This is a genomic window from Amycolatopsis nalaikhensis (genome assembly GCF_030264295.1).
GTDB classification, from domain to species: Bacteria; Actinomycetota; Actinomycetes; order Mycobacteriales; family Pseudonocardiaceae; genus Amycolatopsis; species Amycolatopsis nalaikhensis.
In genome coordinates this window covers 5,874,352-5,900,704 of record NZ_CP127173.1, presented here as the reverse complement: position 1 = coordinate 5,900,704, position 26,353 = coordinate 5,874,352, and the positions used below count along the sequence as shown (strand labels likewise).

Below are 26,353 nucleotides of genomic sequence, written 5' to 3'. Positions count from 1 at the left end.
CATCCCCAATATAAGGCGGATCGTGTCGCGAGGGTTGAGCCCTATCGAAAGCCTCTTCAGCGACCCCTGGTCCCAGGTGAACGTAGGAAACTCTTTATGTCATTGAATCTGTCCACACGATGGTCGATCGTCATGTACACAGCCCTTTCGGGGTCATCGATAGCTCAGGGGATTTCCCTTCGGTGTCGATCTGCACAAAGGTCTCTTTCCACACTTTCTTGAAGCCCAGATTTTCCAAATCAGCTTGGCCAGGCTGGCCGAGCGGCCGATCCTCGCGATCTTCGGCTACGGCACGAACATCGGGATCCGTGCCATCGCCGCCGGAGACCACAGGCACACAGAAGAAGAGCTGCGTTACGCGCGCCGCCGTTATCTCTCGACCGAGGGCGCGCAGTCGTTCACCGCGGCGATCGCGAACGCGACGTTCGCGGCCCGCCAGGAGACGATCTGGGGCGCCGGGACAGGCGCGGTCGCGTCGGACTCGACGCACATCGGCGCATTCGACCAGAACCTGTTCACCCAGCACCACGTTCGCTACGGCGGCCGCGGCGTCCTGATCTCCTGGCACGTCGACAATAGATCCATGGCGATCAGCTCCCAGCTGCTGTCGTGTACCGCCTCGGAGGTCGCGGCGATGGTCGAGGGCGCGATGCACCATCGCACCGAGCTGGAGGTCGAGGCCAACCACGTCGATTCCCACGGCCAGTCCGAAATCGGGTTCGGGGTGACGAAGCTGCTGGGTTCGAGCTGAAGCCTCTGTTGAAGCGGATCAACGTCACCGAGTATTTCCGTCCGCGACAAGGTATGATTGTGGTTGCGCTGCACCGAAGGTGTTGGGCGTCACGGTGGTCGTCCTCGTCGCGCTGGTGGTGCGGGTGCCGTGGTGCGGACCGCCGCGGGCCCGGTGGGTCCAGGCCTGCGGCGGCGGGATGGCGCACCAGGGGCTCAGGCGGGTTCGATGGTTCCGGTGTGGAGTTCGCCGACACGGCCGCTTGCCGTCTCGTAGGTCCAGAAGGCGTGGATCGTGTCGGTGTTGAGGTTCATCACGTGGGTGATGGTCATTCCGGACTGTTCGACCCAGCCGAGGACGAAGATGCCCGGCGCGCTTTCCGCGGCGTGCAGGGTCACCGTCTCCCGCGCGCCCGCCGTCGGCCCGGCGAGCGTCTCGTAGTGCAGGCTCGTGCCGTCGGCGCTGTAGGTGTTGCGGAAGACGACGCCGTTGTCCACCCGGAACAGGTAGGTCCGGCCAGCGTAGGTGAGGGTGCTCACTGCAGTGTGCTCCTGACTGTGTCGGACGGATCAGAACAGGCCGTTGTCGTGCGGCAGTTCGGCCGGGACGGGCGCGATCGCGTCCCAGTGTTCGACGATCTTCCCGTCGGCGACGCGGAACAGGTCCCAGTAGGCGACCGGCACCCCGAACTCGCCTTCGGACTGCACCAGGACGAAGTCGCCCTCGGCCACGACCCGGTGGATGGTCTTGTAGACGAGGTTCTTGCCCTGCTCGGCCCACTTCCCAGCCGCGGCGCCGAACCCGTCCAGGCCGTCGCCCGCCTCGGGGTTGTGCTGGTCGTAGGTCCGGGTGGAGATGTAGTCGGTCAGGACCGAGTAGTCGCCGCCCCGGAGGACCTTCTCGGCGAACTCCGCCACCAGGGCGCGGTTGGCTTCGGTCTTATCGAGGTCGGCGATCCGGGTCGGTCCGTCGGTCTGGCTGCGCCCGCTGACCGTCTGCGGGACGAGAGGGACCAGCGCGTCCCAGTGCTCGGCGAGCTTGCCATCCTGCACGCGGAACAGATCGAAGGCGACCAGCGGCGTCGGCCCGAACCCGTGGTAGGTGCCGTGCAGCGCCACCAGATCCCCGTCGGCGACCACCCGCGCCCCCTCATAGCGGAAGCCGTCGGGCAGCGAGGCCACCAGGGCGCGCAGCGCCTCGGGGCCATCGCCTGCCAGGGAACTGTGCTGCGTGTAGTCGGCGGCCACCCAGCGGTCCACCGCCGACGGGTCCTTCTTCCCGAACAACTCTCCGGCGGCCTGCAGAACCAGGTCCTTGTTGTTCATGACACGCTCCATTCTGTGTGTTCCGGCGGGCCCACGGATGAGTCCCAGCCGATGCCCTTTCTTGCTGTCCATCCTCGCTGCAAGTCGAACCACGAGCGAGGTAGCATCAGGACGCATCATGGTAGAAAGTGGACAACCACCTCGGGGCGCCGAACTCCCGACCGTCGGGTTCGAGAACCCCGACACACCCCGCCTGGGCGTCGAGACGGTCCGATACTCCCAGCTGATGAGTCGCTTGTCCCCGAATTCGCAGGTGCGGCTGCACCGGCCAGACTTTCATCACCTGATCCTGATCACCCACGGCACGGGGACGGCCGTGGTCGATTTCGTCGACCACGGCTGTGAGCCGGGAACTCTGCTGCACGTCCGGCCGGGGCAGGTGCAGCGCCTGCCCCGGCCCCTCCCGGACAGCCCCGCAGCACTCGACGCGGAGATCATCCTGTTCACGGCAGCGTTCCCGCCGGACCTGGAACGGCTCGCCGGACTGCTCGACCAGTCCACCGGTCCGACGGTCTATCACCTGACCGAGGACCAGCGCGCGGACATCGCACGTGCGATGGACGAACTCTTCATCGAATACCACCGCGCCACCAGAGAGCAGCAGAAAGCCGATCCCACGCTCGACGTGCTGCGGCTGCTCCTGGGCGTTGTGCTGCTGCGCGTGGCCAGGCTGCCCGGTCCTGGGGGCGGCGACGGTGCCGTCGACGACGCGTTCCGCCGGTTCCAACACGAGCTGGAGCGCTCGTACGCCATCACCCGCAGCGCCGCCGACTACGCTGACCGCATCGGCTACTCACCGCGCACGCTCAACCGGGTCTGCCAGGCAGCGACCGGACGGTCCGCCAAGGCGCTGATCGACGCCCGCGTCGCCCTGGAGGCCAAACGGCTGCTGGCGCACACCGCGCTGCCCGTCGCAGCCATCAGCCGCCGCCTGGGCTTCAGCGAACCCACCAACTTCGTCAAGTTCTTCGCCCGGGAAGCCGAAACCACACCGGGTGCCTTCCGCGACCAGGAGCAAGGCAAAACTGCCGGCTGATCCGTCTACGCCCCACCCGCGGCGACGGCGGCGAAGTCGCGTCGAGGTTAGCGGCGACATGGTCTCGACCTTTCAGCGGGCAACCGCTCCAGCTGTGGCTGCTTGGTCTCCACGCCGTAGGCGGCCTGCACCGTCACACCCACCACCAGCACGATTGCGAACAACCCGAACACCGCGCCGATCCCCAGGCCGGTCTGCAGGATCGTCCGGGCGACACTGGTCGGCGGTGCCGCCGAGGGCGAAGCACACTTCGGCCTGCGGCCACGGGCCGCGGGCAGCGAAATCGAGAGCTTCTTGCCAGGTGAAATGGCGGGATCCTCGGTAGCCGATACCGAACAGTGCTTCGTAACGTTCGTCGGACAGGTCATGACCGAGCGCGGACGACTCCATCGGCTACGGGTTCGAGCTCGTCACCCACCCGATGGCCTACCGCTGGGCGCTGGACTCCTTCTCCTGGCATCTGCTCGACCGCGCCGGCTGCACCGGCGACGGCAACGGGCTGCACGTCCACATCAGCCGCGCCGCCTTCACCGACCCCTGCCACGTGTTCCGGTGGATGAAGTTCGTCTACCGCAACGCCCCCGACGTCCAGACCCTCGCCCGCCGCTCCAGCGGCTACGCCGCGTTCCGTGGCTCGAACGCGACAACATCAAACACTCCTGCAAGGGCACCTACTGGGGCGCAGTTCCGCCATCAACACCCAGCCCGAGGACACTTTCGAACTGCGGGTCTTCGCCTCCAGCCTCGACATCCGGCACGTGCAAGCCGCACTCGCCTTCGCCGACGCCTCCGTCGCCTACACCCGCGACCTCACCATCCCCGACACCACCACCCGCGGCGTCTGGACCTGGGGCGCCTTCACCCAGTGGCTGCGCACCCGCCCGCAGTACGCGCCGCTGACCGCCGAACTGGAGGACCTGGCATGTGCATGCTGACCTACCTGCCCGCCGGCACCCAACTCGACACCACCACCCTGGCCAACGGCACCGTGCACAACAACGACGGCCACGGCTACGCCATCGTCGACGGCGACCGCATCATCACCGGCCGAGGCATGAACGCCGCCGCCGTCATCGACGAGTTCACCGCCCCGCGCGGCCTGCACCCCGACCAGCCCGCGCTGTTCCACAGCCGCTTCGCCACCCACGGCCCCGTCACCGACGACAACATCCACCCGTTCCCCATCGGCGGCGACCCCCGCACCCTGCTGGCCCACAACGGCGTCCTACCGCAGGAGGCTCACCCGTCCCGACAGGATCCACGCTCGGACACCCGTATCGCCGCCGTGAACATCCTCTCCGCAGACCGGTTCATCGCTCTCGCCCCCCGCTGATCGAGTGGGCATTCACCCAGGACACCGAGGAGCTCTTCGCCGTCGCGCGGCCGAACAACACGCGGGCCATCGCGGTCGCCAAGCGGCTCGGCATGCAGTGGGTCGGCGAGACCGACAAGTACTACAACCTGCGGCTGCAGGTGTACCGGATCCGGCACACCGACCTCATCGACTGACCGGCTCCAGCAGGAAGACGCGGATCTCGCGGTGCTCGGCCCGCACGGCGTAACGGTCGTACGCGGGCCAGTACTCCGCGACCGCGTCCCACATCTCCCGGCGCTCGTCCCCGGTCAGGAGCCGCCCGGTGACCTCGACCGTCCGGCCGCCGATGGCGACCGTCGCGGCCGGGTGGGCCAGGAGGTTCACCGACCACGCCGGGTGCGCTTCGCCGCCCCAGTTCGAGCCGATCACGACGTACCCGCCGCCGCGCTCGACGTAGAGCAGCGGCACCTGGCGGGGTTCGCCGCTGCGACGGCCGATCGTCGTCAGCAGCAGCGTCCGCAGCCCGACGGCCGCGCCGACGCCGACGCGGCCGCCGCTGATCCGCAGCAGCACCCGGTCGGCGGGCACGAGCGCCCGCCCGAGCACCGCGAACGCCCTGCTCTTGCCGAACCCCGCGAAGACACCCCGCAAACCCGTCACGGGCGAGACCCTAGCGGTCCGGTCCGGCGCCGCCTCGATGACATGAACGACTCATTCAAGTCGTCAGGCGACATGAATGAGTCATTCACATCGTTTGGCATTCCGGTCACCACCCCGTACGCGCCGGGGGTGGCACGACCGGCGGCCGGTCGTCGCAGGTGATCGTGTTCGGCAGCAGCCACGGCGCTGGCCCGTCGGCGGGAAGTTGAACGACCCGCAGTTGTTGACCCCGACCGCCCCGACGCCCCGCGCGGCCACGTTCCGGAACGACGCCGAGCCCACCGACCGCGCGCTGAGCACCGACGTCCCGGTGCCGTCGACGCGCAGGTCCGCGAACCGCAGCCCGCCGATGGAGTACTTGTCCTTCACGGGGAAGTCGCTGACCAGCATGATCGCGTTGTAGGTGTTGTCGAGGAAGTGGTCGCCGGTCACCGCGATGTCGGCGGCAATGTCCTTCTCCCGCGCGTAGAACCAGATCGCGCCGAGCCTGATCTTCCAGTTCAGCTCGAACGTCCCGGCCCGCACGGTCGTGTTGTCCGCGATCCGCAAGCCGCCCCCGAACGGCTCCGCGCCGAACCGCGAGCCGACCTGGATGGCGCTGCCCTCGCGGATCGGGTCGGCGACCAGGTTCGCCGAGACGACGTTGTCCACACCGCCGCAGAGCGCGATCCCGTTGGCCAGCACCGGCGTCTGGACCGTGTTGTGGTCGAACGTGTTCCGCGCGTCCTGGGCCTTCTCCGACCACATGGCCAGGCAGTCGTCGCCGGTGTTGCGCAGGAAGTTGTTCGCCACCACCGAATCCGTCACTTCCGTGTGGAAGTTCAGGCCGTCGGCGATCTGGTCGGCGATGACATTGTTCGTGATCCGCGTGCGGGACATCGGCCCGTCGAACCACAGGCCGACCTTAGTGTGGTGCAGGTACAGCGAGTCCACAGTGGAATCGCTGAACGCGCCGCCGACCGCGTTCACCTGGTCGGTGTCGACGCGCTCCCGGACGTCACCTTCGATCGCGAGGCGGGCGAGGTGGACGTCGTGGCTGCCCTCGGCCTTGCCGTAGACGCCGTGGCCCTTAACGATCGTGTACCAGCTGCCAGCACCTTCGATCGTGACGTCGTCGACGAGGACGTCCCGGTTGACCTGGTACGTCCCCGGTGGCAGGTACACCTTGAGGTGAGCGCGCCGCGCGAAGTCGATGGCGCGGTCCAGGGCGTCGGCCGAGTCGCGGCGGCCGGCCGGGTCGGCGCCGAACAGCACTGCGTTGGCCGCGAAGGGAAGCACGCGCGGCGGCGCGACGAGCTCGGAGTCGAGGAGGTCGACGACTGTCCACGCGGCGCCCGCCGACGCGGTGAGGCGCACCTAGTCCCCCGCCCGATACGACCGGCCGAGCAGAAGCTGCTGCTCGTCGTAGAAGTGGCTGGGGCGGAACGGTCAAGCAACCATGACGCTTACCCCGCCACGCAGCGGGTGCGGTGCCGGGCACAGGGCTGTAGCGCGCCAACGTGGTAATCCCGCGGTCGAACCGTCCAGCGCACGCGCGGACCAGTCTCAGTGGCGCGCGACGGCGCGCGGGTGTCACCGGCGGCGGCCTCGCCCGGCTCGCCGGGCCGTGGATCGCCCGAAGGTAAGCACACCCCGGCCGGGGGCAGTGCGTCCCCGAAGACCGGCCCGATCCGCCCGGGTGAACCAGCCCCTCCACCTGCCGAGCCCCGACGCCAGTCGAGCAGCGGGCTGGTTCACACCGGGCGGATGAGCCGGGCCGGGGACGTCGCCTCACGGCGACCCCCGGCCGCCGCGTGCTCAGGCTGTGCCGCGTTCCACACCCCGACGAGCACCAGGGAGGCCACCATGGCCGGCGACACCACCATCACCATCATCGGCAACCTCACCGCCGACCCCGAACTGCGCTACACCCAGACCGGCGCGGCGGTCGCGAACTTCACCGTCGCCTCCACCCCGCGCACCCTCAACCGCGCCACCGGCGAATGGGAGGACGGCGAAGCGCTGTTCATGCGCTGCACCATCTGGAAGCAGGCCGCCGAGAACGTCGCCGAGTCCCTGACCCGCGGCGCCCGCGTCGTCGTCCAGGGCCGCCTCCAGCAGCGCTCATTCCAGACCAAGGAAGGCGAGAAGCGCACCGTGATCGAGCTGACCGTCGACGAGATCGGCCCGTCGCTGCGCTACGCCACCGCCACCATCACCAAGAACGGGAAGACCGCGCCCACGACGGTGAACCCGGACCTGGCCACCAGCACGCCCGCCACCCCGGCCGGCGATCTGTGGGGCCCGGCCACCGAACAGGAGCTGGTCGGCGCCAACGCCGGCGGGCACAGCGACACCCCGCCGTTCTGATGAAACCCGGTGTCCGGCCGGACCTTCCCCTCCGGCCGGACACCACCCCGAAGGCCGGGGCCAGCCTCACGGCTGGCCCCGGCCTCTTCCATGCCACACGCCCGTCGGAGGCCACGATGCCCGCCGCCCACAACCGTTCCGCGACCAAGTCCGATGCGGCGACAGCGAGCCGTCTCGCGCGCGAGCCACGACTACGCGTCCTGGCCCGAAGATCACCCTTTGGGGTAGGAGAATCGCTTGACGCTCAGGGGATGAGCATTCGCTACGGCGTCACCATCCCCGGGCTCGTCCTCGCCGGAGGCACCGGCGTCTACCTCGGCATCCAGCCCTTCGGCTACATCGGACTCTTCGTCACGCCCTTCACCGACCCCACCGGCCTGCTCGCCCTGCCCAGCGCAGTGTTGTTCGGTGCGCTCCTCGGGTGCGTGGTCGCCTACCTCAGCCGCAACCGCATCAAGCCGAAACTCGACCATCGCTACCGCCGCGGTGCCATCCTCGGCGCGATCACCCTGCCCGGCTACCTGTTCATCGCGCACTTCCCCGGCTCAGCCGACGGCGGCACCGCCAGCCAGTGGGCATTCGGGATCGCGTTCTGCTGCGGCATCGCCGCGATGATCGTCCATTACCAGCGATGCAAGCGCCTCACTCTCGCCCGCCGCGCCCGGCGCCTCGCCGGGCAGCAGGTTAACCAGCCGACCGCGGCGCGCTGAACCGCCGACAACAACGAAGAGGGGTGGCGGCGCCTAGCGGTGCCACCACCCCTCTTTTCATGCCTCCGCGGCCTCGCGGCTACTCCGCCGGATCTCTCGCCTCGCCCATCGGCTCCGATACCGGCACCGGCTCATGCAGCGGGCCCTCCGCAGGATGATCGTCCGATCCCGCCGTCGAGTCCGCTTCTACTACACCCGAGCCAACAGGCGCCCTCTCCTGCCCGCGAGCCTCCGCCGCCGCTGCGGCATCACGCGACAGCGCGGTCACCGCCCCCCAGCAACGCCGCCGTCTCCGCCGCAGCGACCTCCGCCGCGCGGATCTCGGCCACCGACGTCGCCATCACCGCGCGCCTCTCCCCGATCTCCATCGCCGCATCCGCCCGGACCTGCTCGACCGACCGCTCGAACTCCGCGACCTTCGACGCGCGCTGCCGCTCCAGCTCCGCCAGCTTCCGATCCAGCTGCGCCCCCAGCGCGTCGACCCGGCCCTCGCGCCGGCGCTCGATCGCCTCGATCGCCGTCACCGCCTCCGCGAACGGCCCCAGCGCCGCGTCAACGCGTCGCTCGTTCTCCCGCTGCTCCACGCGGCGGCGCCGCGCCGCCTCCAGCCGCTCCAGCGTCGCCGAGGACCGGCGCTTCCGCCCTGAACCTGTTGTTCGATGTTCAACCATGACGCACCTCCCGCGCAGGGAGGGCAGCGGTAACACCTGCCAGCCTACCCGCCGGCCGCACGTCGACCCCGCGCATCAGCGGCGCAGCACTCGCACTGCCGAGCAGCCCTCGAACACGCCAGCCCCGTTCGCGCGCCCTGCAAGCCGCTCAGGTGGAAGTGGCGCGGTCCGCCGCAGCAGCCCCGAAGGGCTACGCCACCGAAGTGGCAAGCCGCAAAACTTGCGGCGGCCCGCTAACGCTCCGACTCAGGAACACGTAGGCCCGCGGAGCGCTACCACGAGCATACCCGCAGGCCGCCACACCTGTGCCGACCACAGGGAACACCGTTTCCGCTGATCAGGCACCTAGCAGGCGTTGTCGAGGTCTGCGTCGTCGGATACGAGCAGGGTGATGCGGCCGGTCCATTCGGGGACGGCGTTGAGGTACTCGTCGGCGCGTTTGGCTTCGGCGCAGCTGCCGACCGGCAGCAGGATTCTGCTGCGGTCGGGGTCGTCGATGTCGGCGAATTCTTGCTCGAGCATGCTGGTCGAGTCGGCGAGGCTGCGGTCGGGGACCGCGAGTTGGTGGAGCAGTTGCGTCAGCACTTGCGGGCGGGTGTCGCTGTCGGAACCGTACCGCCGCAGAGGGGTGGCATGTCCGGCCAGTAGAGAAAATCTTTGCGGAATGTGGATTCGAGGACGAGCCGCACCTCGTCGTCGTGCGGGCCGGAGGACGATGCCGACGTCGGTGTTGACGTGATAGCGGCTGGAGGTGCCTGCCCAGCTGGTCGCTGACATCAGCAGGACGTTAGGGCCGGGCCAGTTGTCGATCGCGGGCAGCTGGGGGAGTTGAAGAAGCAGTTCACCCCCGACGCCGCTGCAGCGGATGAACCACAGTTCACCGCGCCGGTCGAGGTGCCGGTCGTCGAGTCGGCGAACAACGCCTACGCCGCGAGCCCGAACCGGGTTTCCTTGCCTTCCATGGCCGAGCCGGCCAGCCGCGCGGCGGCGCCGTTCGCGTGCGTCTCGCCCCACCAGATCACCGCGAGCATGCCCGCCCACAGCACGCCCATGACGCTCAGCAGGACGTAGCCCTGCTTGGTGTTGCCCACGAGCTTGCCGAAGGTGCGGGTCAGGCTGACCGGGATCACCAGGATCAGGAAGATCTCGACGAGGTTGGACCAGGAGTTCGGGTTCTCGAACGGGTGCGCGGAGTTGGCGTTGTAGATGCCGCCGCCGTTCGTGCCCAGTTCCTTGATCACCTCCTGGCTCGCCGCCGGGGCCAGTGCGATGGTGCTGCCGGAGCCGTCCGGGTTGAGCACGGAGACGCCGGACTTGAGGCTCTGCACGACGCCGAGCGCGACCAGCACGATCGCGAAGACGAACGAGATCGGCAGCAGCACGCGGATCGTGCCGCGGGTCAGGTCGACCCAGAAGTTGCCCAGCCGGTCGCTCTTCGAACGGACGAACGCGCGAGTGAGCGCGATGGCGACCGCGAGCCCGACACCGGCGGAGACGAAGTTCTGCACGGTCAACCCGGCCATCTGGACCACGTGGCCCATGACGCCCTCGGGCACGTAGGACTGCCAGTTCGTGTTGGTCACGAAGCTGACCGCCGTGTTGAACGCGACCGCGGGGTCGACTGTGCGGCCGAAGTTCAGCGGCAGCAACGGCTGCAAGCGCTGCAGCAGGTACAGGAACAGGACCGAGACGAACGAGAATCCCAGCACACCCGAAGCGTAGGTTTTCCAGTGCTGTTCGCTCTCGGGATCCGGCACGCACGATCTTGTAGACGGCCTTCTCCAGCCGCCAGTGCTTCGTGCTCGTGAACACCCGGTGCATGTAGTCGCCCAAGGGCCGGTACACCAGCGCCAGCGCGAGCAGCAGGAGGCCGACCTGCCCGAGGCCGGCCCACGTCGAGGACATCAGAACTTCTCCGGTTTGATCAACGCGATGAACAGGTAGACGATCAGAGCCAGCGCCAGGACGCCGCCGAGGACGTTGGCGAACACGCCGGTGCCGCTCACAACCGCTCCAATCCACGCAAGGTCAAGGCCAGCACGGCGAACACGACGATCGCCAGCAGCACATAGGCCAGATCGGCCACGCGACTGCTCCTTTCTCACGCACGACAAGCCGAGGTCGACCGAATGGTGACCGGACTGGCCGAAGCGTGCCTGCCGGAACTCCTGTTCGGATGTCACCTGACAGAGTCTTGATGCGCCCTCGCGGCGCGTTGACGCGTCCTTGACGGCGACGGCTACGCAGCGGATCGACAGCCACCCGATCGATGCAGTTCGCGCGACCGAAACCGATCAGCACCCGGACGCACAGCGTCCAATCCGGACTTGGTCACAACTCGGCCTCGGCGGGGTGAACGGCTGGCCTCGGCGGGAATTCGGGGCCACCCTTGGACGATCACGCCTTCGCCCACTCCGATCCGGATCTCGTCCCGGGAGTTCTCCTTGGCAGCCGACCCCGAACTTCGCACGTCCGTTCCCCGCCGCACCACCGTCCAAGTGAGCCACAGCAGCCACAACGGTGCCATCGCCGTGGTGGTGACCCTCGACGGCCAGGTGCGCGACCTCCAGCTGGCCGACACCGTGACCACTCGCACCGCGGCTCAGCTGGCCCGCGACATCCTCGAGTGCATCCGTTCCGCGCAGGCGCTGTTCGACACCGGCCCGGCTACCCGTTTGAGGTAGTCGTCGTACACCGCGACCCAGACGTCCAAATCGGACAATTCACCAGCAATCCGGCGTCCGGTGGCGCTGAGGGACACCAACACCTCACCACCCGGTCGTCCGTCCCAAGTTCCCGTCGACGAGCGCCGGATGGCACCTTCGGCCGCGAGGGCTCGCAACGCCGTTTCGAGCACCCGCCGCGGGACAACCCGGCGCAGAGTGGCCACGGGGCAAGCTCCTGACACGAGCTCGTCGAGCAGCTCCACCGCACCGGGGCAGCGAATCAGGCGCGTAAGACCGGCTTCGGTCATGGCAGCTCCCCGGAGACGACGTAGCGGCACGGTAGGCAACCACCCGGCGCGGACCACGGTCGTTGACGAGAACCTGACGATCACCCGGACGACACTTACGATTTCCCTACGCCCAGGCCGGGATCTTGACGTTTTCTCTACGCCGGATCCCCGCGCCGGGAGGCACGCTGCGGTGTGTGCCAGCACCCACGTCATGGCTCAAACGGCTGGTACTCGGACGGCCGTTCCGGAGCGACACGCTCGGCGAGACGCTTCTGCCGAAGTGGCTCGCCCTGCCGATCTTCGCCAGCGACCCGCTTTCGTCAGTGGCGTACGCGACCCAGGAAATCCTGCTGATCCTCTCGATCGGTGGCCTGGCTTACCTCACTTTGGCGCCGTGGGTCGGCTTGGGCGTGGCCGTGCTCCTGACCGTCGTCGTGATCTCCTACCGGCAGGTGGTGCGCGCCTATCCCAGCGGCGGCGGCTCCTACGAAGTCGCCTCCCGCAATCTCGGGAGCCGCGCGGGCCTGGTCGTCGCCGGCGCCTTGATGGTCGACTACATCATGACGGTGGCGGTCTCCGTCGCGTCCGGTGTGGACAACATCATCTCGGCCCTGCCGGAAGCTCAACGACCACCGGATCGCGCTCAACCTCGGCTTCATCGTCCTGCTGATGGCCATGAACCTCCGGGGAATCCGCGAGTCCGGTCGCGCTTTCGCCGCGCCGACGTACCTGTTCATCGCCTCGGTGATGCTGCTGGTCGTCGTCGGCCTGGGCCGCGCCCTCACCGGGCACGCTCCGGTGGCCGAGAGCGCCGGTTACGACGTTCGTCCCGAACAGGTCGGGTTGACCGGTTTCGCCCTGGTTTTCCTGCTGCTGCGGTCTTTCGCGTCCGGCTGCACCGCCTTGACCGGTGTCGAGGCGATCTCCAACGGCGTCCCGGCGTTCCGGAAGCCGAAGGCCCTGAACGCGGCGCGCACGATGACGGCCATGGGCACGATCGCCGTCGCGATGTTCGGCGGCATCACTGCACTGGCCCTGATCACCAAGGTGCACATCGCCGAGAACACGTGCGACCTGACCGGCTTCGCCGGCAACTGCGAAACCGACCCGCAACGCACGGTGATCAGCCAGATCGGTGCGGCGGTGTTCGGCGGCGACCACACGGTGCTGTTCTTCGTCCTGCAGGCCGCCACCGCGCTGATCCTCATCCTGGCCGCAAACACCGCGTTCAACGGCTTCCCGCTGCTGGCCTCGATCCTCGCACAGGACCGCTACCTCCCCCGCCAGCTGCACACCCGCGGCGACCGGCTCGCGTTCTCCAACGGCATCATCGCCCTCTCCCTGGTCGCCGGCATCCTGATCTTCGCCTTCGACGGCTCCACCACCCGGCTCATCCAGCTCTACATCCTCGGCGTCTTCACCTCGTTCACGCTCTGCCAGGCCGGCATGGTCAAGCACTGGAACCAGGCCCTCGCCGAGACGACCAGTGCCCGGGAACGGCGGGCGATCCACCGGTCCCGGCTGATCAACGCACTGGGCGCGACGCTCACGGCCATCGTCCTCGCCGTCGTCCTGATCACCAAGTTCACCCACGGCGCCTACCTCGTCGTCATCGCCATCCCGCTGCTCTACGGGCTGATGCGCGCGGTCCACCGCCACTACACCCACGTCCGCGAAGAACTGCAGCCCGACGACGAGTTCGAGCTGCTGCCCAGCCGAGTCCACGCGATCGTCCTGGTGTCCACATTGCACAAGCCGAGCCAGCGCGCCGTGGCGTTCGCCCGCGCCACCCGGCCCGACACCCTCACCGCGATCACCGTCAACGTCGACGACACCGACACACGCGACCTGCAGCGGCAATGGGAGCAACGCAAGATGAAGGTGCCGCTCAAGGTCCTCGAGTCGCCGTACCGCGAGATCACCCGGCCGGTCGTGCAGTACGTGAAGAACCTCCGCCGGTCCAGCCCCCGCGACGTCGTCTCCATCTACATCCCCGAGTACGTCGTCGGCCGCTGGTGGGAGAACATCCTGCACAACCAGAGCTCCCCTGCGGCTGAAGGGCCGTCTGCTGTTCGAGCCGGGGGTGATGGTGACGAGCGTGCCGTGGCAGCTGACCTCCACGAACCGCCGTGATCTCCAGCGCGTCCGGCCACTACCCGGCGACATCCGCCGCGGAGTCACCACCCAGCGACGCCCGAGCTGAGCGGCCTGTCCAGCTTTCTGTCGGCGACGCCTGAGAGGACAGGCGGAACAACCACCTGGAGTTGCAGGGAAGACCCGCGCCTGCCGAAGAGCCGGCCGACGGTCAAGTCTGCATCGCGGCCAACCGGTTCTACGTCCACGAGTCGGTCGCCGAGGAGTTCACCGCGAACTTCGCCGCCGCGATGTGGCTCTGGCGACGCCACTCGGGTTCGCGCATCTGGCCGCGACCACGCCGCCGGAGCGGCTCGGCCAGACCATGGGTGCCGCCGAGGTCGGCCGCGAACTCGGCGACGCCAGTGGGCCGCTGCTGGTCGGTGCGATCGCCGCCACGGCCACCCTGGGAGCCGGTTTCCTCGGCTTGGCCGCGGCCCTCGTCGTCGCCGCCGCGGCCGTGCTCGGCGCCCGCGCGGCGAGCACGACCGGCGATCCTGCAGACTGAACTCAAAGCTTGGAGAAATCGGTGTAGTGGTTCGGAACGAATGCCCGGCGGGCAGTTCGCGCTCACGGGAATGCCCCCGGCCGGCGGCCGGGGGCATTCCGGTCAACTGCGAGCTCAGCCGTCGTTGTCGGCTCCGGGGATGAGGGCGCCGGGGACGTCGTTCGGGGCGAAGATCTTGTCCTCTCCCGGGTACGGCTTCTCCCACCCGTGCGTCTCGTACCAGTTGAGGTGGTTCAACTGCGACGGGTTGGTCGAGTCGGCCTTGGCGCTGGGCCCGGTCAGGTGCTGCTGGGACTTCCAAGCGTCCCACTGGTCGGCGACCTGCTGCTTGTCCGCGGGCACGGCGGCCGAAGGCACCGGTGCCGCTGCCGGGTTCGCCGCGGCCGGCACGTCCGCGCCGCACGGGGGCAGCGTCTTGATGCCGGCGGTCAGCGAGGTGCGGTTGGGCAGCGCGGTGAACGGCGTGAAGTCGGCGCTCTGGGTGAACGCCTGCCGCATCGGCGACGCCGCGGTGTCCTTCTGGTTCATCGGCTGCATCCCCAGGATCTGCTCGATCGTGCGGATCATGGTGATCTGGGTGTAGTAGTGGCTGTCCACCACGCCGTGGTTCGCCCAGGGGCTGATGATCTGGACCGGGCCGCGGTGCCCGTCGACGTGGTCGGAGCCGGCCTGGGTGTCGTCCTCGACCACGAAGATCGCGGACTCCTTCCAGTACGGGCTGTGCGAGATCGTGTCGACGATCTGGCCGGTGGCGAGGTCGTTGTCGGCGACCTGGGCCGCACCACCCGGGGCGCCGCCGGTGTGGTCGCTGGAGAGCCAGAACATGTTCAGGTTCGCCGGGCCGTTCTTCTGGAAGTCACGCTTCCAGATTTCGGAGCGGTAGATGTCCGGAACGTTGGTGTCGAACTGCGGGTACCCCGGCGCCGAAACGGCGTTCAGCGACGGGATCGCCGAACCGACCTGCATCGGGTACTGGGTGTCCGCCCCGGTCGCGACCATGTTCTTGGTGTCGCAGTAAAGGTTCTGCCACGTGGCACCGGCCGGCTTGCGCAGGCTCGACTGGAACTCGCCGAAGTCGCGGACCGTCTTGCCCGCGGCCTGCGCTCCGGTCCACAGGAACCCGCTGCGCTGGTGGCCCAGCGCGTCGTTCTCCGTGTCGTAGCTGCGCGTGTACTCCCCCGCGCTGGACTCCGTGTACTCGGGGTTGTCGGCCTGCATCAGCCAGTTGTGGCCTTCCGCGGAGTTGGTGCCGACGTCGTAGGTGTTGTCGTACAACCCGAACTGGCGGGCCAGCGCGTGCTGGTTCGGCGTCACGTTCTCGCCGTACTGGGTCAGCGACGGGTCGCCGTTGCCCTCGGGCATGTCGCCGAACTGCTGGTCGTAGGTGCGGTTCTCCTTGACGAGCAGGAAGACGTACTTGATCGTCGACGGGTCACCGAGCTTGACCGGCACCGGCACGGGCTGCGCGGTGCCCGTGCCCTTGGCGAGCGAGTTGCCGTGCCAGCCGTTCTGGGTGAACACCTTGCCGGTCTCGCCCTTGATCACGTCATCGCCGGGCAGCGTGAAGTGCGTCAGGCTGGACGTGGTGTCGTGCGTGCCGTGCTTGGTGGTCGTCGAGCGGCGGGCGTCGATGCCGCGGGTGTTGGACACGACCACCTGGTTGCCGACGGTGGTGATCTCCGCCGGGAAGTAGTCGGTGGGCAGCAGGCCCACGTAGCTGACCGGCTCGAGCGGGTTGACGTACTTGTACACCGCGACCGCGTTGGCCCGGCCCAGCGTCACCAGCAGGTGACCGTCGTCGGTCAGGGTCACCGCGTCGGGCTCGTAGCCGACCGAGGCTTCCGGCCACGGCTGCGTCGCGATGGTCTGCACGACCTGGTCCTTGGTGGTGTCGATGACCGACACGTCGTTTGACGCGGTGTTGGTGACGAACAGCGCGCCCTTCTTGGCGTACAGCGACGTCGGGTGCAACCCCACGTCGATGCTCTTGACAGCCGCCGCGGCGTCGGCCGTGTCGATCACGCTGACCGTGCCGCTGAGGGTCGAGGCGGTCGTCTGGTCCGCCAGCACCGGCGTTCCGTACGAGTTGATCGTCGGCTCGCCCGGCTGCGCCGGCCGCCCACCCTCGTTGCTGACGTACAGCTTGCCGCCGACCAGTGCCAGGTCGCGCGGGGCGTTGCCGACGGTCCAGCTCTGCTGGATCGTCCCGGTCGCCGCGTTGATCGCGACGACCCGGTTCTGGCCGTTGACGGCCGAATACACCGTGGCGCCGTCGGCCGAGAACACGGCCTCGCCCACCAGCGCGCGCTTGCTGCCGTCCGCCGGGACGGTCACGAACGTGGGGTTCGCGAGCGAGCCGTCGGAATCGACCGTGAACTTGCGGTACCCGTCGGACTGGCCCAGCCACAGCGACTTGCCGTCCGGCGAGTACGTCGGGCCTTCCTGGCCGACGTCGTTGCCCGGGATGCGCAGGTTCGCCGCGGCGTTGTTGCCGACGAGCTGCTGTACCTTCCACGTCCTGAGGTCCACGATGGACAGTGCCATGCCGCCGTCGGTGATCGAGGCGGCCAGGTGGGTGCCGTCCGGGCTGACCGAGGACGACATGATCTTGCCCTGGTTGACGACCAGCCGGTCACCGTAGGGGGCGAGGTACTGGTCGGACGACGCGACGAGGCCGTTGTCGGTGGTCTGACCGACCTGGTCGGTGCCGAACATGTGCGTCTGGGCGACACCGATGCCGGTGCCCGTGACGACGAGCGCGAGCGCCGACACACCGATCGTGACCAGTCTGACTCGCCGACGCCTGCCGGAAAGCGGCTGCTTCCCGGCGCTCCTTCGGAGGCGTGTTACCTGCATTGTGCAGTCATCCCTTCGTGGTGGGAAGCAGGTCGACGTTCCCGTCGACCTGCCAGAGCGGGTTCGGCGCGTCCCCGTGCGGGGTATGCACCAGGAAGTAGCCGTTCACTTCCTTCGGTCCGTCGCCGTCGGCGACGTACCGCCCGTCCGCGGTGACGTTGAGCTGGTAGATGGCCGTGCCGGCCGCGTCAACGCCGGGGAGGTGCCAGGTGACGACGCAGCGCCAGTCGTTCCCGGGGCCTTCCTGCGGGCCCGCGCCGCCGGTCTTGGTGCACGCCGCGGTCGTCCGCAGCTGCTCCTCGGTGACAGCCGGGCGGTTGAGCTGCTGGGTCTGCATCCGGTAGAGGTGGGTGAACGCCGTGGCGACCGAGTGCTGCACCTTGTCCTGCGTGATGCCCGAACCCGACGCCGGCGTCACGACGGCGATGACACCGATCGACACGGCGAGCAGCCCGGCCAAGGGAAGCACCCCGGCGATGAGCGCGCGGCGCCCGGAGCCGTCGTGGCTCAAGTTGGTGAAATCGCGGCGCACGAACAGGAAGTAGGCCAGTGCCGTCGCGGCCGCCGCCCACGCGAGGCTGACCGCGATGCCGATCAGTACTGGGCCCGTCTGGGCCGGGCTGGTGAACAAACCCGCCCACGAGAGGAAGCCGTACCCCGGCAGCGCCAGCCGCACGGCGACGGGCACCGGCAGCAGCTGCGCCAACTGCATCACCAGGGCGAACACCGCCGGCAGCACCAGCCCCATCGGCGACCGGCCGAGCGCGACCGAGCCGAGCAGCCCGACCGCGGCCAGCGACAGCGTCGGCGCGAGCACCGACACCCAGGCCAGCAGCACCTGCGCGGCCGCGTCCCCCGGCGACAGCAGGTGGCCGTCCAGGCCGACCAGCGGGTCGTTGCCGACCGCCAGCAGCCCGCCCGCGACACCGGACACGGCGAGCCCTGCGAGCAGCACGAGGATCACGGTGAGACCGGCCAGCGCCTTCGCCGCGAAGATCCGGCGTGGCGACCGGACCGCCACCAGCAGGTGGCGCCACGTGCCGAGCCGGTCCTCGGCCGCGAAGACGTCACCGGCCACGACCGACGTGAGCAACGGCAACGCATACGTGCCCGCGAACCCGAGCAGCACCAGCGACCCCGCCCAGCCGGACGCGTTCATCCAGCGGCCGAACAACGTGTCGACCGGCAGCGAATCCTGCTGACTCACCGCGGCGACAAACACGGCAGGCGCGATCCAGCAAACCAGCACGAGGACGCGAATCCGCCACTGCGCGGCCAGCTTGACGAGTTCGAAGCGGAAGCAGCGCGCGATCGACCCGCGCGGGGTGGCCGGAGCCTCGACAACGGTCTCGGTCATCTGGTGGGCTCCTGCTTTTCGGTCAGGGCGAGGAAAGCGGCTTCGAGCGGAGACACGACCGGTGCCAGCTCGCGCACGGCGACACCGGCCCGCACGAGCCGCGACACCAGGTCGTCCAGCGCGGGTTCGACCGCACGCACGACGAGCAGTTCGGTGTCGCCACGCTCGTCGGCACCTTCGACGAGGTGGATCCCGGACGACTCGGCGGCCAGCCGCCGCGCGGCCTCGGCGTCGGAGGTCCGGAGGCGGTAGTCGAGTTCGGTGGTCCCGGCCGAGAGCTTTCCGAGCGGACCGGTGAAGACGACCCGTCCGGTCGCGACGATCGTCACGTCCGAACACAGCGCCTCGACGTCGTCCATGCGGTGGCTCGAGAGCACGACGGTCACGCCGTCGGCGGCCAGCCGGTCGAGAACCCGGCGGACGTGCTTCGCGCCGGCCGGATCGAGCCCGTTCGACGGCTCGTCGAGCACCAGCAGCCGCGGCTTGGTCAGCAGCGCGGCGGCCAGGCCGAGCCGCTGCCGCATGCCGAGCGAGAAGCCCCGGACCCGCTCGTCGGCGACGTCGGTGAGCCCGACTTGCCCGAGCACGTCATCGATCGCCGACGCCTTGACCTCTCCGCCGTGGAGACCGGCCAGCGCGGCCAGGTTCCGCTTCGCGCTCAGCGACGGGTAGAGGCCCGGCCCGTCGACGAATCCCGTCACGCCCTCGGGCGTGGCGAGCGACTTGCCGACGGGCGTACCGAGGATTTCGAGGCTGCCTTGGTCCGCGACGGCCAGCCCGAGCAGCAGGCCCAGCAACGTCGTCTTCCCGGCGCCGTTCGGGCCGACCAGACCGTGGATCCGCCCCTGCGCGACCTCGAAGTCGATATCGTCGAGCGCGACGACGTCACCGAAGTACTTGGTGATACCGCGGGCGCGGACCGCGAGTGTTGAGTCCATGGTTCCCTTCCGTCACAACCGGAAGGAACTTAGGTATCCCAACTAACTTTCGGCCGGGGTAAAGACGAACGCGCGGAGAACCCGTGATGTCCGAAAGGTGCGTTATCCGACGCCTGGGACTCCGTTGGGTGTCCGCTTGCCTTCGAGGCCCGCGGCCGAGGAGAAATCAGCCCAGGCCGTGGACCTTCTTGTACTCCAAGGCATAGGCGAGCTTTCCGGGTTTGGCGTCGGTGTAGGGCTTGCTCAGCTTGCCGAACTCGCCCTTGGCCGGTACCGCGCCGTCGTTCCACGTGTCCAGTGCGTAAAGGTCCGCGGCGGTGAAGCCGCTGTCCACCATGGTGTCCTTCGGCAGCGCGACCATCGCCTGAGTGAACGACTTGACGGTCGCGAGATAGCTGGCCAGGTCGCCGGGGTTCCAGGTGCTCAGGTCGACCGGCTTGGCGTCGCGCAGCCAGGCGCCCCAGTAGAACTCCTGGAACGGCAGGTCGTTCTGCGCGTAGCCGATGTCACGGCCGAAGTAGAGCAGGCCACGGAACCGGTCGTCGCCGAAGTTGGCCAGCCCCACCGACCCGGGAAGCTGGTTCACCGTGATCGCGTTGCCGTCCGCGTCACGCAGCCAGACCCATTTGTGTTCCTGCATCCGAGCCCAGAAGTCCTGGCGGGTCAGAGTGCTGTAGTTCGCAAGCACCCGCAGGCGGACGTGCATGCCCAGCCCGCCATCGGGAGTTTCGGCGAAGGAGGTCAGCGTGTGATGCCCGTCGGTCAGGAACGGCTCACCACCGGGCCCGATCACGACCGTCTTCATCGCCGCGACACTGTCCGCGGTCTCAGCACCGACAGCCAGCTCGCAGGTGAACGACGACGGGTCGGCCAGCCGCGCCCCGGGCGACACCGACGCCGCCGCGCCCCGGCCGTCGGCCTCGCACCAGTCGTCGAACTTCTTGTTGATCGCGTCCTTGCCGAGCGTGTACCGGCCCAGCTTGTAGTAGACCTCGTCGTAGCCCAGCGACGGCTGCGTGGGATGCACGTCGCCGATCCGCACGTCGAGCAGGTCACCGGCCTCGGCGCACAGATACCCGGCGAACGGCGTCGACCGGTTGTCGTGACCGCAGAACGACGGCCGGGTGCCCGGCGAACCCGGAGCGGCCGCCGCACCCGAGCCCAGCAGTCCGACACCGGCAGTCGCCACGACGACGGCCGTGAAGAACCGACCGAACTTGACGCGAGTACGCATGTTCACCCCAGGGTCTGCGAAGGACGTTGGCGAGATCCTGCGTTGCCGCACGGAACACCCGTCAACGGCCAGGTAACCATCGAGCGGCCAGAACGTGAACGGGCACACGGGTAGCAGCGACGGATCACCTCGCGACGCTCGCCGTGCCGGTCATCCGGCGACCTCAGTCAGCGAGGACGAGCTGCCGCGACTGGGCGCGACGACGTCACAGACCGCTGGTTCGTCACGCGCGGCTCGCAGGCGAGTCAGCTTGGCACGCGGACCAGTTCGGCGAGCAGGTCACGGACGCGGCGGTCGATCTCGTCCCGGATCGGCCGGACGTGCTCGACGGATCGGCCGGCGGGGTCCTCGAGCTGCCAGTCGAGGTAGCGCTTGCCGGGGAAGATCGGGCAGGCGTCCCCGCAACCCATCGTGATCACCACGTCGGCGGCCTCGACCGCGTCGGAGGTCAGGCGCTTGGGGAACTCTCGGGAGACGTCGATCCCGATCTCGGCCATGACCGCGACCACGGCTGGGTTGACCTCGCTCGCCGGGGCCGATCCGGCGGAGCGGACGGTGACGCGGCCGGCGGCGTGGTGGTCCAGCCAAACCTACCCTGCATCCCGCGACGAAGCCAGCACGCGGTCGGTGATGCCGGGTCAAGACACGCTTCACCGTCTTGACCCAGTGCTACCGGCCGTTGTCACAATCCGGCGTCGGGATGGAGGTCTCTTGCGACGGTGCGTAACGGAGATCGAGCCATAAGCGACCCGAACTGGATCAGTTCGGACTGACTCGGCAGAGTTCATTTTCTGTCGCCGGGAGCTTCGGCCGCATGCGGCCGGACCAGTCGTTGGCGGCCGCGTTTCCGGAAGATCGCAGCGCCTGGCATCCGGATCTCAATGATGCGCACACACCGGAGAACACGTCGCCAAAGAACAGCTTGCGGGCCTGCCGAGGGTGAGTGTACGGCGCAAGCTCACGTTGAACTTGAACTCCGCCGCGCATCGCCACGCGGAGTTCGTCCGGGATGCCGCGATGCATCTGTGACGCGGCGGGCGGGGGTGCTGCTAACGACATCACCCCCGCCCCCGCGACTAGTGTATCTTGGTGATGCGGTAGTTGACCGTATACGTGAACACTAGGCTCGTCGTGTCCGCAGAGCACTCCCAGATATTTCGGGTCGAGTTGACGCACTTCCCATTTCTGAAGTCTGCATGGTCGCCCGCGTTAGACGCCCCCGAAAGTTTGACCAAAAGCGCCTGGTCAAACATGAAATGATTAAAAATCTTGTGATAGAGAACATGCACCCCAGAGCCTTTTACGTGGGTGTTTTCAGTTATATCTCCAGCTCCAGACGCGCTTGTTGTCGGAGAATCGCTTTCAGTGGTTATATAGAACACATTCCGATTTGGTTTGAGTGTTGCATTCGATTGCCCGGAGCCCAGGTAGATTGTTTGCTTGGCGAACTTGACGGAATTTTCGCCCGAGCTTCCTTTCGTCTTGAGGTCGATATCAACCTCGGTAAACACCTCGTGATCGCCTGGGATGGAACTTCCGTTCGTGGTTTTTTGCTCGAATGGCATGTCCGGGCCAAAGTCGACCCTGTAGACGCCAGCCTGTTTGCCGGGCTGGCCGGGGTAGGCGGCTTCGAGGAGGGCCTGGCCGGGATGCATTCCTTGTCGTCCTTCACAGAAGGAGGCTCTGAAATGTCCGCCGCCGGCCGGATTCCAGGCGAAGGCGCGCAAAGTAGCGGCAAGGCAGGTTTGGGCGGCTTGCTGGCCATAGAAGCTCGGGTGGAGGGACTCCCACTGCTTCGACGCGTTCTCGTCCTTGTTCTCGGCGGGATTGTAGTAGACGTTGCGGGCCCACTCGTTGAGTGCGGGGGACCTACTGCCCGCCTCGTCGGCGTCTTTGTCGCGCACGACGCCGGTGGTGGTCTTGGAGCAGGGTTCGTGGCCGTCGAGAAGCCGGTTGCCGTCCTGGTAGACGACGCCTTCCTCCTGTGCGACATCGTGGATCATCGCGTTGATGTTCGTCGCGGCGAGGCTCATCTCGTCGGCGGCGGCGTTGCTGATCGGCAGGTCGCAGTGGTGGCCCCGCGACCAGAATATGTCCTTCTCCCGAATGTCGGCCGAGTAGGGGATCGGGTTCTCGTATCCTTTCAGGACGATGATCGAGTTCTGATGTGCGGCGGATTTCTGCTTGACGACGTTTTTGATAGCTTCGACGGTCTTTGCCACCTGGACCTTGACGTCAGGAATTTTCGCGATGATGGCGGCGAGGTTTCCGTTGCCGGTTTCGGTGCAGTCTTTGATGAACCACGAGAACATCCACGATTTCACGCAACTCTGCGCCGTGCCGGAGATGTCGAGGTCGTTGCCGCCGATGGACAAAACCACGGCCTTGAGGCGATGGTCGGTGGTCTTGGTCAGCAGCGCGTCGAGATCCTTGATCTGAGGCGGCTGTCCTTTGAACGTGTCGGTGAGGACGTCTTTGGTTCGAAGCTCCAGAGCAGGCGAGGTTGATCACATTGTCGGACAGGAGGGCTTTCTCGCGCAGGTCCGAGCCGAACTCGCGGTGCAAGACTCCTCCGGGACGGGCGGCGGTGCCCTCGTCGGTCGTCAGCTGGCTTTTCGCGCCGAAGACCGGTGCGCTGTCGGACCGGTGGCACCCGTTAGGCCCCCCGGTGCTCCCGTCCGGATGGAAGGAGTCGTGAACGTTGTAGACGTCGGTGTTCTCCTGCAGATTTCGGTCGGTGAACTTGTCATAGTTCGTTTCACCGACAAGAGTGTCGTTACCCTTCCAGCGTCCAGCTTCCCCGGAGATATAGGAGTCGCCCATCGACACGGTCAAGCCGTTACCGCTGCCCGCGAGAACCTTATTGAACGCGTCGACGGCCGCTTTCGGCGCCGGCTCGAATATGCCGGCTTTCGGTCGGGCCGCGTTGTCAACCCTGCGGATCAGATGCAGCACGCTCGGGTCCTTATTGCTGCGCAGGTACAGGCGCAACTCGTCGCGGAGGTCGCCTGCGGCCGCGTCAGGCGACTTGAGCCACAGCACCCGAAAGTAGACCAAGTCGACATAGCCCAGCCGTAATTGCTGGACGTCTCCTTCGTATGTGTTGCCGGCCAGCAGAGACGCGATGTAGTTGCTCCGGTCCCACGCGGCGACCTCGGCGGAGCCCGGCGCGGTTCCGGCAGTCCGGTCCCGCAGGTCGCTCAGCCGCGCGACCTGCTGCGCCTCGCGCTCGCCCAGCCCGTCGAACTGGTACAACTCCGGCGTCGCGCTGATCGCCCATTCATCCAATATCCGGTCCGGCTTCGTCGACACCACCAGATCGCCCTCGTCCAACGACTGCTTGGCTATCGCCTTGCGCGCCGCCGCGAACGTTGCGGCGGAATGGACAGTCCCGCGGGCCTCGATTCTCATCCCGACGGCGGCCCTCGCCGCGTGCAAAAGCTCGTGATAAAGTATGCTGTCAGGCGTGAACACCGCGAGCTCGCGGTCCTGCGTCCCTTGCGCCGGGTTCGCTTCCTGCGTGATAGCCACCTCCGGATTCCATTCGATCCGGGAGACCGATCCCATGCCAATATACGCGTCCGGGGCTGGCAACGGAGAATCTGCCCACTGCGGGCAGTCGGGATCCGGAATCGGCGGATTCGGTTTGTTGTCCTTGTAATCAGCCGAGCTCAAGGAAGGATCGTCGTACGTGCACGGGCGGCTGGAATGTCTGTCAAGATCTATCACCACGTTGGCCGGAAACACCCGGCATGTCGAGTCATTGTCGCTGGGATTGCCCGAGACGAGTTCGACGTTCGCCGCACCGAAGAGGACCGCGCCATTGAGGGACCCGCCGCCGGCAATAGTGTCGTGCCAGCAGGTAGTCGTGCCGACCGCGCGGTACTTCTGGCTTGACACGGTCTCGGTCTTTCCTAGGATCTGCAGAAGCTTTCTCGCCGTGCCTCCGCGCGCGTCGATCCGCCGGAAGGCGTCGCCGGTGAGGCTAAGGGCGTGCAGGGTGGCGATGGACTTATTCCCGTCGGGGCGCGCTGTGACGACCACTCCCGGAATGATCTGGTACGCCCACTCCCAGACGGTCGGCTCGCCACCACGTTTATCGAGCTGGACGATTCGAGGGGGAACGTCCGGCCCGGGGCCGGTAGCCTTGACGATGACACCGCCGGACCCGCGTTTGTAGGTCGTGACTTCTACCGGCTTGTCGTTGAGCCCCAGCGTCGGCAAGACAGCCGGGAGCCCGTCCCGCGGCACCGGCCCGGCGTGCGCCGCCGACACAGCGGGCGCGAGCGCCCCGGCGACGACGCACGCCGTCGCCGCTGCCACGAACACGCGAAAACGCACCACGGCACCTCTCCTCTCGCGAAGGGCGGCGCTCGTGCGCCAGCCCCGAGAACCGGCAAGAACCCCTCGCGGCACCTCACCCGCGCAGGTATCGGCTCACCACACGCGGTACTCATCGCCCGAGCCACCGATCCCATATGTTAGATAAATAACACACCCCCTGAACTTCACCTCAGCTTTACACCTCAACTTCATCAGATCAGGTACTTGACCTCGACACCGCGATCCGGCCCTGCGATCCTTTCCTTGAGGAGCCCGTGGTGCGGGGCTGGGTGGCGGCCGATACTGCCGGGTAAGCGCGGCTGCGGTCAGCAGCTCGGCGGGCGGGGAGATCGCTTCCACCGGCTGGCCGGGGAACAGGGCGCAGAGCACCGGCGAGGTTCCAGATGTCGCTCACCGGCACTGAACATCGGATTTGCGCGGCCCCGTTCGTACTCGTTTATCAGCCCTCCAGGAAGCCGTTGTCGCTTCACCCGCTGGGAGTCGACGTCTGCCGGAGGGGCGGCCGGGGCGGGCGAAGCTCGCGGAGAAGGCGCGGCCGTCGTCCGTTGCAGTGCCGGACGTACTCGGCCAGCTGTGCTGCTGCTTCTGGTCGTTGACATCCTGGGATGGGGGTTGGGTCTTCTGTAGCAGCCTCTCATACGGGGTCTGGCCAGCCAGACCGCCGTGCGGGCGGTCGTCTTCAGCGGACCGAAGTGGTAGTGCTGCCGCAGGTGGATGATCTTCTCGACCACTTCGAGCGGAGTGATGGTCGGGTAGTGCAGCGGCGCGCTCGAGCGGTCCTTCAACCCGTCCATGCCTTCGTCCTCGTAGCGGCGTTTTCACCGGTAGAGCACGGTGCGACTGATGCCGTAGTACCGGCACGTCGCCGCGACGTTGCCACTGACTTCTTCGGCGTGACGCAGGACGGCCAGGCGCCGGTTCGAGCGCCTGACCAGGTCCTTCTCACTCCACACTCGCTCAGCCATGGGCCTCCCTTGATTAGGAACCCAGGCTGTCAACAACCTCTGTCGGTTTCAGAACCTTGCGGGGCCGGGTGGGGTCGCGTTGGACCAAGCTGTTGCGTCCGCCGGCGGCCCGTCCGTGGATCTTGTAGCTGCCACCGTCGGGGTGCCGCGGTCCTCGAGCAGGTCACGCTCTCCGCGGTACAGGTGTGGCCAACGATCGACGCTCGCGACGAGTTCGCGGGCCGGGATGAATTCGAAGCTCAAGCCGAACTTTCCGCTGCAGCAAG

The 26,353-nt window shown here is 67.6% G+C and carries 21 protein-coding genes and 3 pseudogenes; 9 read left to right on the top strand and 15 right to left on the bottom strand.

Going from position 1 to position 26,353, the window contains the following annotated elements; all coding sequences use genetic code 11:
• Window positions 1-244 precede the first annotated feature (244 nt).
• Window positions 245-751 carry a Tn3 family transposase gene (locus QP939_RS28920; RefSeq protein ID WP_285449357.1) on the top strand — a complete coding sequence of 169 codons (507 nt, stop codon included), beginning with the start codon at window positions 245-247 and terminating at the stop codon, window positions 749-751.
• 194 nt (window positions 752-945) lie between these two features.
• On the opposite strand, the gene QP939_RS28915 is transcribed toward QP939_RS28920, so the two are convergent.
• Window positions 946-1,269, bottom strand: a complete 324-nt coding sequence (locus QP939_RS28915; protein ID WP_285449356.1) for a MoaF-related domain-containing protein — start codon at window positions 1,267-1,269, stop codon at window positions 946-948.
• 30 nt (window positions 1,270-1,299) lie between these two features.
• Entirely contained in the window at window positions 1,300-2,055 is a 756-nt protein-coding gene (locus QP939_RS28910) for a nuclear transport factor 2 family protein (protein WP_285449355.1), read from the bottom strand.
• A 226-nt stretch (window positions 2,056-2,281) separates the two neighbouring features.
• Here QP939_RS28910 and QP939_RS28905 point away from each other — a divergent pair, with 226 nt between their 5' ends.
• The 3 genes from QP939_RS28905 to QP939_RS28895 all read left to right on the top strand — a co-directional run bounded on the left by QP939_RS28905 (window position 2,282) and on the right by QP939_RS28895 (window position 4,424).
• Window positions 2,282-3,091, top strand: a complete 810-nt coding sequence (locus QP939_RS28905) for an AraC family transcriptional regulator (RefSeq protein WP_285449354.1) — start codon at window positions 2,282-2,284, stop codon at window positions 3,089-3,091.
• A 629-nt stretch (window positions 3,092-3,720) separates the two neighbouring features.
• Window positions 3,721-4,026, top strand: a complete 306-nt coding sequence (locus QP939_RS28900; RefSeq protein WP_285449353.1) for a hypothetical protein — start codon at window positions 3,721-3,723, stop codon at window positions 4,024-4,026.
• Window positions 4,020-4,424, top strand: coding sequence for a class II glutamine amidotransferase domain-containing protein (locus tag QP939_RS28895; RefSeq protein WP_285449352.1), 405 nt, complete (start codon window positions 4,020-4,022; stop codon window positions 4,422-4,424). Before QP939_RS28900 ends, QP939_RS28895 begins: the two co-directional genes overlap by 7 nt.
• 165 nt (window positions 4,425-4,589) lie before the next feature.
• On the opposite strand, the gene QP939_RS28890 is transcribed toward QP939_RS28895, so the two are convergent.
• The gene (locus QP939_RS28890; protein WP_285459868.1) at window positions 4,590-5,057 is read right to left on the bottom strand and encodes a nitroreductase family deazaflavin-dependent oxidoreductase; all 468 of its coding nucleotides are present in this window, start codon (window positions 5,055-5,057) and stop codon (window positions 4,590-4,592) included.
• Window positions 5,058-5,147: 90 nt separating this feature from the next.
• Complete coding sequence (locus QP939_RS28885) at window positions 5,148-6,422, bottom strand: glycosyl hydrolase family 28-related protein (RefSeq protein ID WP_285449351.1); 1,275 nt, start codon at window positions 6,420-6,422, stop codon at window positions 5,148-5,150.
• Between the two features lie 489 nt (window positions 6,423-6,911).
• Here QP939_RS28885 and QP939_RS28880 point away from each other — a divergent pair, with 489 nt between their 5' ends.
• Together QP939_RS28880 and QP939_RS28875 are read left to right on the top strand one after the other, a co-directional pair.
• On the top strand, window positions 6,912-7,415 hold the full coding sequence (locus tag QP939_RS28880) for a single-stranded DNA-binding protein (protein ID WP_285449265.1): 504 nt from the start codon (window positions 6,912-6,914) through the stop codon (window positions 7,413-7,415).
• Window positions 7,416-7,666: 251 nt separating this feature from the next.
• Window positions 7,667-8,125, top strand: a complete 459-nt coding sequence (locus QP939_RS28875; protein WP_285449350.1) for a hypothetical protein — start codon at window positions 7,667-7,669, stop codon at window positions 8,123-8,125.
• 248 nt (window positions 8,126-8,373) lie between these two features.
• Here the strand turns inward: QP939_RS28875 and QP939_RS28870 are convergent, their stop codons facing one another.
• The 4 genes and pseudogenes from QP939_RS28870 to kdpF all read right to left on the bottom strand — a co-directional run bounded on the left by QP939_RS28870 (window position 8,374) and on the right by kdpF (window position 10,802).
• Window positions 8,374-8,796, bottom strand: a complete 423-nt coding sequence (locus QP939_RS28870; RefSeq protein ID WP_285449349.1) for a hypothetical protein — start codon at window positions 8,794-8,796, stop codon at window positions 8,374-8,376.
• A gap of 345 nt (window positions 8,797-9,141) precedes the next feature.
• Window positions 9,142-9,573: a hypothetical protein gene (locus QP939_RS28865; protein ID WP_285449348.1), complete on the bottom strand. Its 432-nt coding sequence runs from the start codon at window positions 9,571-9,573 to the stop codon at window positions 9,142-9,144.
• Window positions 9,574-9,722: 149 nt separating this feature from the next.
• Window positions 9,723-10,701: pseudogene (locus tag QP939_RS28860) on the bottom strand (potassium-transporting ATPase subunit KdpA); the annotation flags it as partial.
• Complete coding sequence (kdpF, locus tag QP939_RS28855; protein ID WP_206794294.1) at window positions 10,701-10,802, bottom strand: K(+)-transporting ATPase subunit F; 102 nt, start codon at window positions 10,800-10,802, stop codon at window positions 10,701-10,703. The gene kdpF and the pseudogene QP939_RS28860, both read right to left, overlap by 1 nt.
• A gap of 492 nt (window positions 10,803-11,294) precedes the next feature.
• Here kdpF and QP939_RS28850 point away from each other — a divergent pair, with 492 nt between their 5' ends.
• The 3 genes and pseudogenes from QP939_RS28850 to QP939_RS28840 all read left to right on the top strand — a co-directional run bounded on the left by QP939_RS28850 (window position 11,295) and on the right by QP939_RS28840 (window position 14,393).
• Window positions 11,295-11,480 carry a hypothetical protein gene (locus QP939_RS28850; protein WP_285449347.1) on the top strand — a complete coding sequence of 62 codons (186 nt, stop codon included), beginning with the start codon at window positions 11,295-11,297 and terminating at the stop codon, window positions 11,478-11,480.
• A 466-nt stretch (window positions 11,481-11,946) separates the two neighbouring features.
• Window positions 11,947-13,955: pseudogene (locus QP939_RS28845) on the top strand (APC family permease).
• Between the two features lie 183 nt (window positions 13,956-14,138).
• Window positions 14,139-14,393, top strand: a complete 255-nt coding sequence (locus tag QP939_RS28840) for a hypothetical protein (protein WP_285449346.1) — start codon at window positions 14,139-14,141, stop codon at window positions 14,391-14,393.
• Between the two features lie 114 nt (window positions 14,394-14,507).
• Here the strand turns inward: QP939_RS28840 and QP939_RS28835 are convergent, their stop codons facing one another.
• The 7 genes and pseudogenes from QP939_RS28835 to QP939_RS28805 form a co-directional block, all read right to left on the bottom strand.
• Window positions 14,508-17,249, bottom strand: a complete 2,742-nt coding sequence (locus tag QP939_RS28835) for a bifunctional YncE family protein/alkaline phosphatase family protein (RefSeq protein ID WP_285449345.1) — start codon at window positions 17,247-17,249, stop codon at window positions 14,508-14,510.
• Between the two features lie 7 nt (window positions 17,250-17,256).
• Window positions 17,257-18,606, bottom strand: a complete 1,350-nt coding sequence (locus QP939_RS28830; protein ID WP_285449344.1) for an ABC transporter permease — start codon at window positions 18,604-18,606, stop codon at window positions 17,257-17,259.
• The gene (locus QP939_RS28825; RefSeq protein ID WP_285449343.1) at window positions 18,603-19,544 is read right to left on the bottom strand and encodes an ABC transporter ATP-binding protein; all 942 of its coding nucleotides are present in this window, start codon (window positions 19,542-19,544) and stop codon (window positions 18,603-18,605) included. The genes QP939_RS28830 and QP939_RS28825 overlap by 4 nt, the downstream gene beginning before the upstream one ends.
• 166 nt (window positions 19,545-19,710) lie before the next feature.
• Window positions 19,711-20,778: a ParB/Srx family N-terminal domain-containing protein gene (locus QP939_RS28820; protein WP_285449342.1), complete on the bottom strand. Its 1,068-nt coding sequence runs from the start codon at window positions 20,776-20,778 to the stop codon at window positions 19,711-19,713.
• A 245-nt stretch (window positions 20,779-21,023) separates the two neighbouring features.
• Window positions 21,024-21,362, bottom strand: a pseudogene (locus QP939_RS28815) (arsenate reductase/protein-tyrosine-phosphatase family protein); the annotation flags it as partial.
• 1,651 nt (window positions 21,363-23,013) lie between these two features.
• Window positions 23,014-25,122 carry a hypothetical protein gene (locus QP939_RS28810; protein WP_285449341.1) on the bottom strand — a complete coding sequence of 703 codons (2,109 nt, stop codon included), beginning with the start codon at window positions 25,120-25,122 and terminating at the stop codon, window positions 23,014-23,016.
• Between the two features lie 818 nt (window positions 25,123-25,940).
• Window positions 25,941-26,087 (bottom strand): hypothetical protein, encoded by a 147-nt coding sequence (locus QP939_RS28805; RefSeq protein ID WP_285449340.1) that lies wholly within the window; start codon window positions 26,085-26,087, stop codon window positions 25,941-25,943.
• Window positions 26,088-26,353: the final 266 nt, after the last annotated feature.